Genomic DNA, 15,501 nt, shown 5'->3' on the forward strand with positions numbered 1-15,501 from the left:
GAAAAATTCTAATTCTATAGGTTAGAATGTGTGGAATAATTGGTTATTTGGGATATCGAGAAGCTTATCCTATTATTATTAATGGATTAAAAAAATTGGAATATCGTGGATATGATAGTTCTGGAATAGCTGTTTTTTATAATGGAAAATATAGTCTATATAAAACGAAAGGAAGAGTTTCTGAATTAGAAAAAAAAATTTTTTCAATAAAAGGAACAACAGGCATAGGCCATACAAGATGGGCAACGCATGGTATTCCAGATGATATTAATGCACATCCTCATGTTTCTAATTCTAAAGAACTTGTTTTGATTCATAATGGAATCATAGAAAATTATCATGCAATTAAAATTATTTTACTAAAAAATGGTTTTACTTTTAAAAGTGAAACAGATACAGAAGTTCTTGTAAATTTGATTGAATATATTCAAAAAAAAAACCAATTATCTTTAGAAGAAGCGGTTCGTATTTCTTTGAATGAAGTAATTGGAGCTTATTCTATAGCTATAATCGAAAAATCTGATCCAGATAGAATCGTAATTGCTAAATTAGGGAGTCCCCTTACATTGGGGATTAATGAAAAAGAATTTTTTATTGCATCTGATCCTATCCCATTTATTGATTATACTAAAAATGCTCTTTATTTAAAAGATGGAGAAATGGCTATCCTTAGAAAGAATAAAGAGTTAGATTTACGAAAAATTATAGATAATCATAAACTTAATCCAATCATTAAAGAACTTAAAATTAATCTCAAAGAGATTGAAAAAGGAGAATATAAACATTTTATGTTAAAAGAAATTTATGAACAACCAAAAACAATTTTGGACACTTTACGTGGTAGATTATTGATTTCTGATGGATTAATATGTATTGATGGAATTGAATCTAATAAAGATATTTTTCTTAATGCAAAAGGGATAACTATTGTTGCATGTGGCACTTCATGGCATTCAAGTTTAATTGGAGAATATTTATTAGAAGAACTATCGAGAATTCCCGTCAAAGTAGAATATGCTTCGGAATTTAGATATAGAAATCCAATTATAGAAAAACAAAATATTATTATTGTTATTTCTCAATCAGGAGAAACTGCAGATACTATAGCTGCCTTAAAATTAGCAAAAAAAAAAGGAGCTTTTGTTTTTGGTATTTGTAATGTTGCAGGATCTTATATTGCACGAAACGTAGATGCAGGAGCTTATACACATGCAGGGCCTGAAATTGGAGTTGCTTCTACAAAATCTTTTACAGCTCAGATAACAGTGCTTTTTTTATTAGCTTTGAAAATAGGAAAATATAGATCCACTATCACAGACATTCGTTATGAATTTTTATGTAAAGAACTTATATCTGTTCCAAAAAAAATGAATATTACGTTAAAAATAGATAATACTATAAAAAAAATATCTAAATTATATCATCATGTCAATAATTTTCTCTATTTAGGTAGAGGAATTAATTTTCCAGTATCTTTAGAAGGTGCTTTAAAATTAAAAGAAATTTCTTATATTCATGCAGAAGGTTATCCTGCAGGAGAGATGAAACATGGACCTATTGCTTTAATAGATGAAAATATGCCTGTAGTGGTTATAGCTACTAAAAAAGGATATTATGAAAAAATAATAGGAAATATTCAAGAAATTAAAGCTAGAAAAGGAAAAATTATAGCTATAGTCAATGAAGGTGATATTCAAGCAAGTAAGTTAGCAGATCATGTAATAGAAATTCCAATTATTTCGGAAGAACTAAGTCCTTTAATTACAATAATCCCTCTTCAATTATTAGCATATCAAATTGCTTACCTAAGAGGAGAAAACGTAGATAGACCAAGAAATTTAGCGAAATCTGTAACTGTAGAATAATTTTTTTTATTTTTTTTGATATTCTTTTATATATTTTTCTAGAGCCTTAGCCATAGAAGGAAATTCAGGAGTTGGAACTCTAATAGCAATTTTTAATCCAGCTTTATAAGCTGCATCTAAAGTATTTTTTCCAAAAGTAGCAATTTTTATATTATTTTGATCAAAATTAGGAAAATTTTCAAATAAAGACTTTATACATGCGGGGCTAAAAAATACCAATATATCATAATAGATTATCTTCTTTAAATCAGATAAATCACTAGAAATTGTTTTATATAAAATAGCTCTTTTCCATGAAATATTTAGTTTATTTAACATTTTTGGTATTTCTATTTTTAATATATCTGAAGATGGTAAAAGAAATCTTTCGTTTATATTTTTTTTGATACAAGGCAATATATCTTTAAAATATTTTTTTCCAATGTATATTTTTCTTTTTCTATATACGATATATTTTTGTAAATAATAAGCTATAGATTCTGTTTGACAAATATATTTCATGGAAATTGGAACTTTGAATCGCATAGATTCTGCTAATCGAAAATAATGGTCAACAGAGTTTTTGCTTATGAAAACAACTACCGTAAAATCAGAAAAATTAATTTTTTGTTTTCTTACCTCAATAGAAGACACACCTTTGACTTCTATAAAGGATCTAAAATCTATTCTCACATTTTTGCTTAGTTCTAAATATGGAGAATTGGAACCTTTTAGAGGTTGTGAAATGAGAATATTATTGATCTTCATCATTTGTTTTTGTGTATATCATTGATTTATAAAGAATAAAAATTTATAACTATGATTCAAATTCGCAAATTTACAAAAAAAGAAAGAATAAGAAAACAATTATTAATTAGTATAAAAAAATTTTTTTTTTCAAAAAAAATAATTATTTTACTATTTTTTTTCATTTATTCAGATAATAGTATACCTATAAGTGTTTTTATTTCTAAAAAAAACATGATCAATCTACTAACAGAAATTTTTTTTTTACAGGATTTTTTTTTTCATAAAAAATATGAAGTAAATTTAATTTATAAAAAATATAACCTGACAGAGAAAAAATTTCTCTACAATTACCATTTTCACACAAAAAAAATTGACAATCATATCGATATTTTAAAAAGTGTCCAATATAATTTAAAAATATTTTTTTTAAAAAACTTGATTAAAAAATATAAAGGCACAGAGCGGAATCGAACCGCTATAAGAGGTTTTGCAGACCCCTGCCTTTCCAATCGGCCACCATGCCAAAATTAGTTTATATCATCTAAAATAATACAAAATCTATCCATACTACTTTCCATAGGTGGATTTTCTTTACAAATCTTTATTTTTGTTTTTTTAACTAAATCTAGCCTATATTTTTTTATCCTTTGTATTATTCTATAGGCTAAATGTTCCAATAATTTAGAATTAATAGCCATTTCTTCTTTTACAACACGGAATAAATATACATAATCAATAGTTTTTGATAAATCGTCACTAATAGAAGCTTTATGAAAATCTAATTCTACTTCTATATTGACTGTATAATAAGATCCTAAGAAGGATTCCTCTGGAATGCAACCGTGAAATCCAAATAATTTTATATTCTCTAGAATAATTTTTCCCATTCGATTATTCTACTATGGAACAGTTATAATTTTCTTCTACTTTTTTCCAATTAATGATATTCCAAAATGAAGAAATATAATCGATTCTACGATTTTGATATTGTAGATAATAAGCATGTTCCCAAACATCTAATCCTAATATAGGAATCCCTTCATTACCTATCCCTAACATTAATGGATTATCTTGATTTTCTGTAGAACAAATAGTCAATTCTTTTTCTTTTACACATAACCATGCCCATCCAGAACCAAAACGATTCATTGCTACAGCAGTAAATTTTTCTTTAAAAAGATCGAATGTTTTGAATTTTTTTTTAAAAACTTCATTTAGATATTCACTTGGAGGTATACTTTTTGAATGAGGTATTAATATTTCCCAAAATAAATTATGATTATAAAAACCTCCACTATTATTTCTTACTATTGGATTTTCAATATTCGCTCTTCTTAAAATTTCTTTTATAGATAAGTTTTCCATATCGGTTCCATTAATAACTTGGTTTAGATTATTGGTATATCCAGCATGATGTTTGATATAATGGATTTTCATAGTTCTTTGATCTATATAAGGTTCAAAATCCTTGTATGAATAAGATAATTTAGGAAGTTTGAATGACATATTTTTTTTATTTAAAAAACAAATATAATTAAAAAGATCAAATATTAGGATTTGTTAAATTATTTATTATTCATAAATATAAACTATGAAATTATAGATTTTATTCCAGGAAGTATTTTATTTTTTAAACTTTCTAACATAGCACCTCCTCCAGTAGATAAATAACTAATTTTTTTTTCACACTGTTCCATTTTTAATGAAGCAATGGAATCTCCACCACCTATTAAAGAAAAAGCTCCATTTTCAGTTGCATTGACAATAGCTCTTGCTATAGATTGAGTACCTAAAGAAAAATTGGAGAATTCAAATACTCCTAATGGACCATTCCAAAGAATAGTTTTGGAATTTTTGATGATTTTGCAAAAATATTTTATAGATTTAGGACCTAAATCTAACCCTTTCCATCCATTTGGGATAGAATAAATGGAAGAAATCTTAGTATTAGCATTATTTTTAAAAGAATCTGCTATTACTACATCTTTTGGAAAAAATATATTTGTTTTATCTTGTTTTTTATATTTATCAAAAATCTTTTTTAATACTTTTTCAAGTTCATGATATTTGTATTTATCTACAATAGAATCACCTACATTTCCTCCTTGTATTTTTATAAAAGGATAGGCCATCCCACCTCCTATTAGGATATGATCTACAAAATTAATAAGGTTTTCTATAATAGATATTTTAGAATATATTTTTGCTCCTCCTAATAAAATTGTAATGGGTTTTTTCCCTTTTCCAAAAATCTTTTTTAAAGAATTTATTTCTTTTTGCATGAGAAATCCAATACATTTATTTTTTCCAAAAAATTTGGGAATAATAGTAATAGAAGCATGTAAACGATGAGATACTGAAAATGCGTCGTTAACATAAATATCTCCAAGCTTTGATAACTGAAAAGCAAAATTTTCATCTCCCTCTTCCTCTTCTTTGTAAAATCGAATATTTTCCAACAGTAAAATTTCTCCATTTTTTAATTCATTGATACGTTTTTCTACAGTTTCTCCTATACAATATTCTGAAAATTTTATAGGAATTTGTAATTTATTAGATAAATTAGAAACTACAAATTTCAACGAATAAGTTTTGGAACGTTTTCCTTTTGGTCTTCCAAAATGAGATATTAATACTACTTTTCCATATTCATTAATTATTTTTTTAATGGTAGGTATACTATATTGAATCCGTGTATCATCTAGTATTTTTTTAGATTTATTGTTGATAGGAACATTAAAATCAACTCTTACTATAGCGGTTTTATTTTTAAAATTAAAATCATTAACAGTTTTTATATTATCCTCTTTCATAATTATAATTAATAAATAAAAATTAAAATATACAAACTTAATGTTAAGTATTGAATCTTTATTATGAAAAAAAAGAACTCATAAAATGAAAAAAAAATCCAAATTTTTAATGTATTTTTATAAAATTTGAGGAAAAATGATAATTTCAATAGGATCTGATCATACAGGAATAGATTATAAAAAATTAATAATTAATTATTTGATTCAAAAAGGAGATCGGGTAAAAGATTTTGGATTATTTCGTTATGGAGAAAAGGTAGACTATCCTGATTATATTCATCCTACAGCAGAATTTGTAGAAAAAGGAAAAGCTGATTTGGGAATTGTAATTTGCGGAAGTGGAAACGGAGCGGCTATGATTGCTAATAAATATCCAAAAATTCGTGCTGCATTAGTATGGAAAAAAGAAATTGCTTTTTTAGCAAAAAGGCATAATAATGCCAATATAATTAGTTTACCAGCTCGTTTTATAGAAAATAAAAAAGAGGTTTTAGAAATAGTAAAAATATTTATTCAAACCGATTTTGAAGGAGGAAGACATAAAATAAGAATCAAAAAAATTCCAATTAAAATAAATAATCCTCAGTAGCTCAGATGGTCAGAGCACCTGACTGTTAATCAGGGTGTCGCTGGTTCGAATCCAGCCTGGGGAGCATATATTGAAATTGAAAATGGTCAATTTTATAGATTGATAATGACGTATTTTTGATATTTTAAATACAATAACTTTGATTTTTTGTAAAATTATAAACTAATTGGATTACTTTTTTTTTTGTTTGATCTAAATTTAGATTTAGTAATATAATATCGAATAATCTTGCATATTTCCATTCCATTTTTGCTTTATTTAAACGTATATTAATTTGAGATAAATCCTCATAATTTCTTGAAAAAAGTCTTTTTTTTAGTATTTTTAGGGAATTTACCATGATAAATATGGATAAAGTATCGTATGGATATTTTTTTTGTAAAGATAATCCACCTTTTACATCTACATCAAATAAAACATGTTGACATTTATTCCAAATTTTGGATATTTCACTTTTTAGGGTTCCATAATATAAATTAGGATAAACTTCTTCCCATTCTAAAAAATGATTATTTTCTATTTTAGAAATAAATTTTTTTGTAGAAATAAAATAATAGTCTTTTCCATTTTTTTCGTGATTCCGTATAGAACGTGTAGTACATGATACAGACAATTTTAATTTTGGAATTTTGGAAAGTAAATACTGTGATATAGTTGTTTTTCCAGATCCTGATGGCCCAGATAAAATAATCATTTTCCCTTTTTTCATTTTTCCATGATATCTATTTCATTTAAGAATGAAAATAAGAATATACTGTATTTTATTTATTATTTTTTAACTTTATCTATGTTATATCAGTAAAATAAAAATCCAAAAAATATCATAATAATAATCTGAATTAAATTTAATATGAAAATAGGAATAGTAGGAGTTACCGGAATGGTAGGACGTGTAATGGTAGATCTCTTAAAATGTAGGAATTTTCCAATAGAAAAATTATATCTTTCCGCTTCTGAAAAATCAATAGGAAAAGAATTTATTCATAATTATAAAAAATATAAAATAATTAGTATTAGAGAATTATTTTCAAAAAAACCTAATATTGTTTTATTTTCAGCTGGATCAGATGTATCTAAAAAATGGGCCCCTCAATTTGCAAAAATTGGGACAACAGTAATAGATAATTCTTCTGCATGGAGAATGGACCCAAAAAAAAAACTGATAGTTCCTGAAATAAATGCTTCTTCTTTATCTAAAGATGATAAAATTATTGCAAATCCTAATTGTTCCACTATTCAATTAGTTATGGTATTATATCCATTACATTTAGAATATAGCATAGATCGTGTTATTGTATCTACATACCAATCGGTTACTGGAACAGGAAAAAAAGCTTTAAATCAAATGAACAAGGAAAAAGATGGTTTTTTTTCTTATGAAAAAATATATCCATATCCTATTTATCAAAATGTATTACCACATTGTGATACTTTTGTCAAAAATGGTTATACAATGGAAGAAATAAAATTGATAAAGGAAACCAAAAAAATTATAAATGATAAAAATATAGCTATTACAGCTACTGCTGCACGTGTTCCTGTTATAGGAGGTCATTCAGAAAGTGTAAATATAACATTTAAAAAAAAACCTAATATTGATCATATATATCAAATTTTTTTGAAAAAAAAAGGAATTATTGTTCAAGATAATCCAAAAAAAAATATTTATCCTATGCCATTATTTTCTCATGGAAAAGATGAAGTATTCGTAGGACGAATTCGTAGAGATTATTCCTTTTTAAATTCTTTAAATCTTTGGATTGTAGCAGATAATTTACGTAAAGGATCAGCTACTAATGCAGTACAAATTGCAGAATTATTGATAAAAAAAAAATATATTTAATATTTTTATTTATTTTTATCAATAATAAGAATATATTCTCCCAATATTTTTTTTATATTGTTATAATATAAAATCATCTCCTTAATATTCCCTCTCAATGTTTCTTGGAAAATTTTAGATATTTCCTTGCATATAACCATATTTCTTTCCAATCCAAAAAAAAATTTTAAATCGTTTAAAGTACGTAGTAATCTATGAGGAGATTCGTATAATAAAAGAGTCCTATTTTCTTTCGACAATTTTTCAAGTTTTACTTTTCTTTTTTTTTTTGGTAAAAATCCAATAAATGTAAATTCATTAATAGCAAGACCTGAAATTACTAATGCTGGGATAATGGAGGTTGGACCTGGTAAACATTCTATAGAAATAGAATTTTTAATACAAGATCTAATCAATAAAAATCCTGGATCAGATATACTGGGGGTACCAGCATTAGAAATTAATGCTAATTTTTTTCCATCTTTGATTTTTTCTAAAATTGAAGGAATTATTTTATGTTCATTATAAATATGATAATTTTTTATAGGCGTTTTAATATTATAAAAATTTAACAATTTTTTTGAAACTTTATAATTTTCTACCAAAATAAAATCTACTTCATTTAATATTCGTAAACTTCTGAAAGTAAAATCTTCTAAATTTCCTATAGGAGTAGGTACGATATATAACATTTAATTGAATAAAAAAAAAGAATAATATATGAAAAAAAGATCATAATTTTTTTTTTTTAATCTATTTTTTATAGAATAAAAATTTATAACTTTTGTCATTTTATCTATTATATTTTTTGGAATTATTTTATAGATTACAATCAAAATAAATTTAGATTATGTAAAATATTTTTTCAGTTTTTTTAAATTTTCATTATCAAATAAATATAGTTAATAATTTTATTCATAAATGCTGATGAAATAAAAAAAAATGAAAGGTAAAGAATATATATTTAGAAGCCGTTTAGTATCTGGAGAGATTATTTTTAAGTATGATCTTAATGGTTTTTTAAGGGAAGTGATCTTTCCCGAAAGACTTTCTTTATCACATTATATATGGATAGGAAAATATATACCTTATAATGAGTCCATTATAAATAAAATGAAAAAAACAAAAGCGGCCTTTTCTATAGAGGAAATTCCATCAGATTTATCTTTTAACCGTTTTTGGATAGATTATAGATACAAAGTAGGTAAAAAAAAAATGGCAGAAAATATATGGAATAGAATGTCTTTATCTGATAGAGTAAAAGCTTTATCCTATATTCCGAAATATTTAGATCATGTTCGACGTACAGGACATGATCAAGCATATCCTACAACATATTTAAATCAAAGATATTTTGATAGTTAACTATTTTTTTTTCTACTTATTAATATAATATTAATAGCTTTTTCTAAATTCAATGAATCAAAAAAAATTTTTTCTTCAATAGGAATTGATTGATTTTTATGTTTAATATAAATATTATATTTATTCACTTTTAGAAGTATTTCATATTCTTCAAATAATCCTAAAGATTTAGGTAATTCTAAGAGTTTTAAAGCATCCTGTAAAGATATTGTATCAATTTTTTGATGAATTAATAAGGGAGAAAATTTTGGTTTTTCTTTATCTTTAAATTCTCCCATTTGAACAATAGGACCAAAACGAGCTATTTTAGAAAAAACTTTTTTATTAGATATTGGATCCATACCTAAAAAACGAATTTTGTTAATTTTATCTACATTTTTTTTTACATGTTCTATTTTTTTATGAAATTCATCATAAAAATTTTTAATAATTTTATTCCAGGATACTTCTCCTTTTGCAATATTATCAAATTGTTTTTCTAAACTTGCTGTAAAATTGTAATCTACGATTTCTTGAAAATTTTTTTTTAAAAAATCAGTTATTAGAATTCCCATTTCTGTAGGAATAAATTTATTTTTTTCTATTTCAATGATTTCATCTTTTTTTTTAATAATAACATTTTTTTTTAAAATAAAAGATTCACGAATCTCTGTTTTTTTAATAATTTTTTGTGTGTTTATATAATCTCTTTTTTGTATATTAGAGATAATAGGAACATAAGTAGATGGTCTCCCTATTCCTAATTGTTCTAAATTCTTTACTAAAGTAGCTTCATTATATCTTGGTAAATGTTTTGTAAAAATTTGTTTTGCTATGATTTCTTTTTTCTGTAAAAAAATTCCTTCTTTAAAGATTTCTAATGATTTTTTTTTATTATTTTCATTAGAAACATTTTTTTCTTTTATTTTCATAAAACCTTCGAATTTAATGGTTTTATTTGTGTAAATAAAATGATTTTCTAAATTTGAAGATTGAATATAAAAGTTTTTTATTTCAAATTGACAATCAGTCATTTGTCCAATTATAGTTCGTTCCCATATAAGTTGATAAAGACGTTTTTGAGATAAGTCTAAAGTTTCTAAAGATATTTTTTTAATTTCTGTAGGATGAATAGCTTCGTGAGCTTCTTGAGAAAATCTATTAGATAAAAAATTTTTTTGAGATAAATATTTTTCTCCATACAAAGAAAGAATATAATTCTTTATTTTGGATAAAATATCTTTGGATAAATTAGTACTATCAGTACGAATATATGTTATGTATCCTTTTTCATATAATTTTTGAGCTAAAAACATAGTTTTAGATATGGAATAATTTAATTTTTTACAAGACTCTTGTTGTAAAGTAGATGTTGTAAATGGAGGTGGAGGACTTTTTTTTTCTTGTTTAAGAATAATTTTTTTTATTAAAAAACTTGCATTAACACATGATAATAGAATATTTTTCATTTTTTTTTCTCCTTCTATTTTTTTTTCCAATTTAGCATGAAAAATCATTTTTTTTTCGTAAGTAAAAATTCCGGATATTTGATATCCAGGAATAGGAATAAAATTTTGAATATTTTGTTCTCGTTCCACTATCAGTCTAACTGCTGCGGATTGTACTCTACCTGCAGAAAGACCAGAATTAACCTTTTTCCATAGAATAGGAGATAATTGAAATCCTACTAATCTATCTAAAATTCGTCTTGCTTGTTGTGCATAAACAAGATTATAATTAATAAATCTAGGATTATTTATAGCATATAAAATAGCTTTTTTTGTTATTTCATGAAAAACAATTCTTCGAATTTTTTCATTTGGAATATTTAATATTTTATAAATTTGATAAGCGATAGCTTCACCTTCACGATCCTCATCAGAGGCTAACCATATTATATTATAATCTTTAATTAATTCTTTAAGATTTTGAACTATTTTTCTTTTTTTAGATAAAATGACATAATCAGGTTGAAAATTCTTTTTTACATTAACTCCTATCTTTTTTTCTGGAAGATCTATAAGATGACCATAACTCGATACTACATAAAAATCTTTTCCAAGAAACATTTGTATAGTATTAGCTTTAGTAGGAGACTCCACAATTACTAAATTTTTTTTCATTTTATTGTTAATACTTAATTTTTTCTATATATTTCTTTCAATAATAAAATTTACCATTGTTTTTAATGCTTCTTTAATTGTACTTTTTGGATAGTGATCTAATATTTTTAATGCATTATTACGAAATTTTATCATTCTTTTTTTAGCATATTCTATACCTCCATTTTCCTTAACATAATCAATAATTTGATTTCTTTTTTTTTCATCATAATTATTGATAGAATTTAATATCCATTCTTGATTTTTTTGAGAAGATTTTTGAATAGCATAAATCAGTGGAAGTGTCATTTTTCTTTCTTTTAAATCCATTCCAATAGGTTTTCCAATTAAGTTTTCATGAGATTCTTCATAATCAAATAAATCATCTTTTATTTGAAAAGCTATTCCAGTAAATCCTCCAAATTTTTTCATTTTTAAAGCGGTTTTTTCATCTGCATTTACTGAACGTGCGCCTCCTTCACAAGAGGCTGCAATTAGACTAGCTGTTTTATGATAAATAATTTGATTGTAAATTTTTTCGTTAATGTCTAATTTTTTAGTTTTCTCCATTTGTAATAATTCTCCTTCACTCATATCTTTGATAGTTCTACAAATAATTTTAAGAAGATCATGATAATTATTATTTGTAGCTAATAAAAGACTTTTAGAAAGTAAATAATCTCCTATTAAAACAGCTACTTTATTTTTCCATATAGCATTGATAGAAAAAGTTCCACGACGAAGAGAACTATTATCTATAACATCATCATGGACAAGAGTAGCTGTATGGATTAATTCTATTAAAGATGCAGTATGATATGTTTTTTTTTGTATGTTTCCTAACATTTTTGCAATTAAAAAAACAAACATAGGACGAATTTGTTTACCTTTTCTATTAGTGATATAATGTGTAATTCTATTAACAATAGATACCTTACTTTTTATAATATTAATGAATTGTTTTTCGAAAATTTTCATTTCTTTTTTTATGGAAATTTTCACCTTTTCAAGGATTTTTTTCATAATATTAAATGTTTCATTTTTTAATATTATGGTTTTTTTAAGATTTATGTTATAAAATTAACATAGCATCTCCGTAGGAATAGAATCTGTATTTTTCTTTTATAGCTATTTTATAAGCTTTCATGATCAAATCATATCCAGAAAAAGCTGCTGTCATCATAATTAATGTAGATTTTGGCATATGAAAATTGGTAATCATAGAATTAGCTATGCTAAAATTATAAGGAGGAAATATAAATTTATTCGTCCATCCTGAAAAAGGATTTAAATATTTACTAGAAGAAACTGAACTTTCAATAGCGCGCATAGATGAAGTTCCTACAACACATACACGTTTTTTTTGTTTAATAGTTTTATTAATAATACTACATACATTTTTTTCTATAAAACATTTTTCAGAATCCATTTTATGTTTGGATATATCTTCTACTTCTACGGGTAAAAAACTACCTAATCCAAGATGTAAAGTAATTTCTACTAAATTGATTCCTTTTATTTCTAATATTTTTAATAAATGTTTTGAAAAGTGAAATCCAGCTGTAGGAGCAGCTACAGAACCTTCAATTTTTGCATAAATAGTTTGATAGCGTTTTTCATCACTTTTTTCTGGTAATCTTTTAATATATTTTGGTAAAGGTGTTTTTCCTAACTCTTTTATTTTTTTTATTAATTCTTCATGTGATCCATTAAAATGAAGTTGTAAAATTCTTCCTCTAGAAGTGGTATTATCTATGACTTCTCCTGTTAATCCACTTCCAAAATTTAATTTATTTCCTACTCTTACTTTTCTTGCAGGATCAACTAATACGTCCCAAGTTCTATCTATAATATCCAATTCTCTGAGTAAAAAAACTTCTATTTTTGCTTCTGTTTTTTCTTTATTTCCAAATAATCTTGCTGGAAAAACCTTTGTATTATTGAGAATAATAGTATCTCCTTCTTCAAAATATTGATATAAATCTTTGAATAATTTATGTTCAATATTTTTGTTTTTTCTATGAATAATCATTAATCTAGATTCGTCTCTTTCTTGGGTTGGTTGATAAGATAAAAGATTTAATGGAAATTCGAAATTAAAATCTGAAGTTCTCATAATTAAATTAGAAACAAAACAAATATACAAGGTATTGTCTTATTCTTGACTAAGAATAAAATTAAATTATTTTTTTTCATCAAAAAAAAATATATATATATTTGTATTATATTATTTTTATATTTTAAGTGTAAAAATATGAATTTTAAAAATTGTTCTTTATTTTTTAATTGAAAAATAGCTTCTAGACCTGATTAGTTAAGGATTCTTGAATTAAGATTTTTACGTATTTGATATTATTTTTTTTTACAACGAAGAGTTTGATCCTGGCTCAGGATGAACGCTAGCGGCGGGCTTAACACATGCAAGTCGAGGGGCAGCATGAAATTTATTTATTTAAATTTTGATGGCGACCGGCGTACGGGTGCGTAACACGTATGTAACCTACCTTTTTCTAGAAAATAGCCTGAGGAAACTCGGATTAATATTCTATAATACAGTATCCTCGCATGAGAATATTATTAAAGCAGAAATGCGGAAAAAGATGGGCATGCGCCCGATTAGTTAGTTGGTGGGGTAATAGCCTACCAAGACGATGATCGGTAGGGGGCCTGAGAGGGTGATCCCCCACACTGGTACTGAGATACGGACCAGACTCCTACGGGAGGCAGCAGTGAGGAATATTGGTCAATGGAGGAAACTCTGAACCAGCCACGCCGCGTGCAGGAAGAATGCCTTATGGGTTGTAAACTGCTTTTGTTTAGGAATAAAGATTTCTACGTGATAGGAATTGTGAAGGTACTAAACGAATAAGTGTCGGCAAACTCCGTGCCAGCAGCCGCGGTAATACGGAGGACACAAGCGTTATCCGGATTTATTGGGTTTAAAGAGTGCGTAGGCGGTTTATTAAGTCAGTAGTGAAATGTTACAGCTTAACTGTTAAAATGGCTAATGATACTGATAGACTTGAGTGAGATTGGAGTAGCTGGAATGTGTGGTGTAGCGGTGAAATGCATAGATATCACACAGAACACCGATCGCGAAAGCAGGTTACTAAATCTATACTGACGCTGAGGTACGAAAGCGTGGGGAGCAAACAGGATTAGATACCCTGGTAGTCCACGCCGTAAACGATGATCACTAGTCGTTGGATTTTATTGTTCAGTGGCTAAGCGAAAGTGATAAGTGATCCACCTGGGGAGTACGACCGCAAGGTTGAAACTCAAAGGAATTGACGGGGGCCCGCACAAGCGGTGGAGCATGTGGTTTAATTCGATGATACGCGAGGAACCTTACCAAGGTTTAAATGTACTACGAATAAGCTAGAAATAGTTTAGTCTTAGGACGGAGTACAAGATGCTGCATGGTTGTCGTCAGCTCGTGCCGTGAGGTGTTGGGTTAAGTCCCTCAACGAGCGCAACCCTCATTGTTAGTTGCCAACGAGTAATGTCGGGGACTCTAGCAAGACTGCCGACGTAAGTCGAGAGGAAGGTGAGGACGACGTCAAATCATCACGGCTCTTATACCTTGGGCTACACACGTGCTACAATGGTCGGTACAAAGGGTTGCTACTGAGCAATCAGAAGCTAATCTCTAAAAACCGATCTCAGTTCGGATTGGAGTCTGCAACTCGACTCTATGAAGTTGGAATCGCTAGTAATCGCATATCAGCCATGATGCGGTGAATACGTTCCCGGGCCTTGTACACACCGCCCGTCAAGCCATGGAAGTCGGGGGGACCTGAAATTGGTGACCATAAAAGGAACTGCTTAAGGTAAAATCGATAACTGGGGCTAAGTCGTAACAAGGTAGCCGTACCGGAAGGTGTGGCTGGAACATCTCTTTTTTTAGAGTAATTTTATATATCTTAATAAATAAGAAAATTAAGGAATCAGGCTAGAAGTTTTTTCTATTGATTGATAAAAAAGTAAGTGTAGAGATTGATGATAAATAATAATTGTATCAGTCTCGTAGCTCAGACGGTTAGAGCGCTACACTGATAATGTAGAGGTCCGCGGTTCAATTCCGCGCGAGACTACTATATTAGTTAAGAATAAGGGGGATTAGCTCAGCTGGCTAGAGCACCTGTTTTGCACGCAGGAGGTCATCGGTTCGACTCCGATATTCTCCATTTTTTAGATATAAAGTTCTTTGAAATAACATACTGTAATAAGGAAAGAA

Annotated in this window: 13 protein-coding genes, 4 tRNA genes and 1 rRNA gene; 8 read left to right on the forward strand and 10 right to left on the reverse strand. The window is 26.8% G+C overall.

All coding sequences use genetic code 11. The features are described 5' to 3' along the window. The first annotated feature begins 26 nt into the window (after nt 1–26). Complete coding sequence (gene glmS, locus DM817_RS01400; RefSeq protein WP_113738273.1) at nt 27–1,865, forward strand: glutamine--fructose-6-phosphate transaminase (isomerizing); 1,839 nt, start codon at nt 27–29, stop codon at nt 1,863–1,865. A gap of 6 nt (nt 1,866–1,871) precedes the next feature. Here glmS and DM817_RS01405 read toward each other — a convergent pair whose 3' ends face one another. From DM817_RS01405 to DM817_RS01425, 5 genes are all read right to left on the reverse strand, one after another. Further along, nucleotides 1,872–2,612, reverse strand: coding sequence for a uroporphyrinogen-III synthase (locus DM817_RS01405; RefSeq protein ID WP_113738552.1), 741 nt, complete (start codon nt 2,610–2,612; stop codon nt 1,872–1,874). Between the two features lie 434 nt (nt 2,613–3,046). Further along, nucleotides 3,047–3,117, reverse strand: a tRNA-Cys gene (locus DM817_RS01410). Nucleotides 3,118–3,121: 4 nt separating this feature from the next. Continuing rightward, on the reverse strand, nt 3,122–3,481 hold the full coding sequence (gene folB / locus DM817_RS01415; protein ID WP_113738274.1) for a dihydroneopterin aldolase: 360 nt from the start codon (nt 3,479–3,481) through the stop codon (nt 3,122–3,124). Between the two features lie 4 nt (nt 3,482–3,485). Then, nucleotides 3,486–4,100, reverse strand: coding sequence for a superoxide dismutase (locus DM817_RS01420; protein WP_113738275.1), 615 nt, complete (start codon nt 4,098–4,100; stop codon nt 3,486–3,488). 83 nt (nt 4,101–4,183) lie between these two features. Beyond that, the gene (locus DM817_RS01425; RefSeq protein WP_113738276.1) at nt 4,184–5,407 is read right to left on the reverse strand and encodes a phosphoglycerate kinase; all 1,224 of its coding nucleotides are present in this window, start codon (nt 5,405–5,407) and stop codon (nt 4,184–4,186) included. 136 nt (nt 5,408–5,543) lie between these two features. Between DM817_RS01425 and DM817_RS01430 the strand changes: the two genes are divergently transcribed. Both DM817_RS01430 and DM817_RS01435 read left to right on the forward strand, forming a co-directional pair. Then, entirely contained in the window at nt 5,544–5,996 is a 453-nt protein-coding gene (locus tag DM817_RS01430) for an RpiB/LacA/LacB family sugar-phosphate isomerase (RefSeq protein WP_113738277.1), read from the forward strand. Next, nucleotides 5,987–6,060, forward strand: a tRNA-Asn gene (locus DM817_RS01435). The genes DM817_RS01430 and DM817_RS01435 overlap by 10 nt, the downstream gene beginning before the upstream one ends. A gap of 60 nt (nt 6,061–6,120) precedes the next feature. Here DM817_RS01435 and gmk read toward each other — a convergent pair. Beyond that, nucleotides 6,121–6,705, reverse strand: coding sequence for a guanylate kinase (gene gmk, locus DM817_RS01440; RefSeq protein ID WP_113738278.1), 585 nt, complete (start codon nt 6,703–6,705; stop codon nt 6,121–6,123). 141 nt (nt 6,706–6,846) lie between these two features. Here gmk and DM817_RS01445 point away from each other — a divergent pair, with 141 nt between their 5' ends. Continuing rightward, a complete protein-coding gene (locus DM817_RS01445; RefSeq protein WP_113738279.1) occupies nt 6,847–7,839 on the forward strand; it encodes an aspartate-semialdehyde dehydrogenase in 993 nt (330 codons plus the stop codon). A 5-nt stretch (nt 7,840–7,844) separates the two neighbouring features. On the opposite strand, the gene rsmI is transcribed toward DM817_RS01445, so the two are convergent. Further along, nucleotides 7,845–8,510 (reverse strand): 16S rRNA (cytidine(1402)-2'-O)-methyltransferase, encoded by a 666-nt coding sequence (gene rsmI / locus DM817_RS01450; protein WP_113738280.1) that lies wholly within the window; start codon nt 8,508–8,510, stop codon nt 7,845–7,847. Nucleotides 8,511–8,760: 250 nt separating this feature from the next. On the opposite strand from rsmI, the gene DM817_RS01455 reads away from it, so the two are divergent. Continuing rightward, on the forward strand, nt 8,761–9,183 hold the full coding sequence (locus DM817_RS01455) for a hypothetical protein (protein WP_113738281.1): 423 nt from the start codon (nt 8,761–8,763) through the stop codon (nt 9,181–9,183). On the opposite strand, the gene topA is transcribed toward DM817_RS01455, so the two are convergent. From topA to queA, 3 genes are read right to left on the reverse strand one after another with little or no spacing between them, the layout of a single operon-like run. Next, nucleotides 9,180–11,285 carry a type I DNA topoisomerase gene (gene topA / locus DM817_RS01460; RefSeq protein ID WP_113738282.1) on the reverse strand — a complete coding sequence of 702 codons (2,106 nt, stop codon included), beginning with the start codon at nt 11,283–11,285 and terminating at the stop codon, nt 9,180–9,182. The genes DM817_RS01455 and topA overlap by 4 nt on opposite strands. A 24-nt stretch (nt 11,286–11,309) precedes the next feature. Continuing rightward, nucleotides 11,310–12,287 (reverse strand): polyprenyl synthetase family protein, encoded by a 978-nt coding sequence (locus tag DM817_RS01465; protein ID WP_113738283.1) that lies wholly within the window; start codon nt 12,285–12,287, stop codon nt 11,310–11,312. Nucleotides 12,288–12,336: 49 nt separating this feature from the next. Then, nucleotides 12,337–13,380: a tRNA preQ1(34) S-adenosylmethionine ribosyltransferase-isomerase QueA gene (gene queA, locus DM817_RS01470; protein ID WP_113738553.1), complete on the reverse strand. Its 1,044-nt coding sequence runs from the start codon at nt 13,378–13,380 to the stop codon at nt 12,337–12,339. A 248-nt stretch (nt 13,381–13,628) separates the two neighbouring features. Here queA and DM817_RS01475 point away from each other — a divergent pair. The 3 genes from DM817_RS01475 to DM817_RS01485 all read left to right on the forward strand — a co-directional run bounded on the left by DM817_RS01475 (nt 13,629) and on the right by DM817_RS01485 (nt 15,451). After that, nucleotides 13,629–15,166, forward strand: a 16S ribosomal RNA gene (locus DM817_RS01475). Nucleotides 15,167–15,284: 118 nt separating this feature from the next. Beyond that, nucleotides 15,285–15,358: transfer RNA gene (locus DM817_RS01480), tRNA-Ile, on the forward strand. Nucleotides 15,359–15,377: 19 nt separating this feature from the next. Then, nucleotides 15,378–15,451, forward strand: a tRNA-Ala gene (locus DM817_RS01485). Nucleotides 15,452–15,501: the final 50 nt, after the last annotated feature.

This window comes from Blattabacterium clevelandi (genome assembly GCF_003268615.1).
Lineage (GTDB): Bacteria > Bacteroidota > Bacteroidia > Flavobacteriales > Blattabacteriaceae > Blattabacterium > Blattabacterium clevelandi.

Coding starts and splice junctions, on each gene's coding strand:
- glmS (WP_113738273.1), top strand. CDS start 27: ATGTGTGGAATAATTGGTTATTTGGGATATCGAGAAGCTTATCCTATT.
- DM817_RS01405 (WP_113738552.1), bottom strand. CDS start 2,612: ATGAAGATCAATAATATTCTCATTTCACAACCTCTAAAAGGTTCCAAT.
- folB (WP_113738274.1), bottom strand. CDS start 3,481: ATGGGAAAAATTATTCTAGAGAATATAAAATTATTTGGATTTCACGGT.
- DM817_RS01420 (WP_113738275.1), bottom strand. CDS start 4,100: ATGTCATTCAAACTTCCTAAATTATCTTATTCATACAAGGATTTTGAA.
- DM817_RS01425 (WP_113738276.1), bottom strand. CDS start 5,407: ATGAAAGAGGATAATATAAAAACTGTTAATGATTTTAATTTTAAAAAT.
- DM817_RS01430 (WP_113738277.1), top strand. CDS start 5,544: ATGATAATTTCAATAGGATCTGATCATACAGGAATAGATTATAAAAAA.
- gmk (WP_113738278.1), bottom strand. CDS start 6,705: ATGAAAAAAGGGAAAATGATTATTTTATCTGGGCCATCAGGATCTGGA.
- DM817_RS01445 (WP_113738279.1), top strand. CDS start 6,847: ATGAAAATAGGAATAGTAGGAGTTACCGGAATGGTAGGACGTGTAATG.
- rsmI (WP_113738280.1), bottom strand. CDS start 8,510: ATGTTATATATCGTACCTACTCCTATAGGAAATTTAGAAGATTTTACT.
- DM817_RS01455 (WP_113738281.1), top strand. CDS start 8,761: ATGAAAGGTAAAGAATATATATTTAGAAGCCGTTTAGTATCTGGAGAG.
- topA (WP_113738282.1), bottom strand. CDS start 11,285: ATGAAAAAAAATTTAGTAATTGTGGAGTCTCCTACTAAAGCTAATACT.
- DM817_RS01465 (WP_113738283.1), bottom strand. CDS start 12,287: ATGAAAAAAATCCTTGAAAAGGTGAAAATTTCCATAAAAAAAGAAATG.
- queA (WP_113738553.1), bottom strand. CDS start 13,380: ATGAGAACTTCAGATTTTAATTTCGAATTTCCATTAAATCTTTTATCT.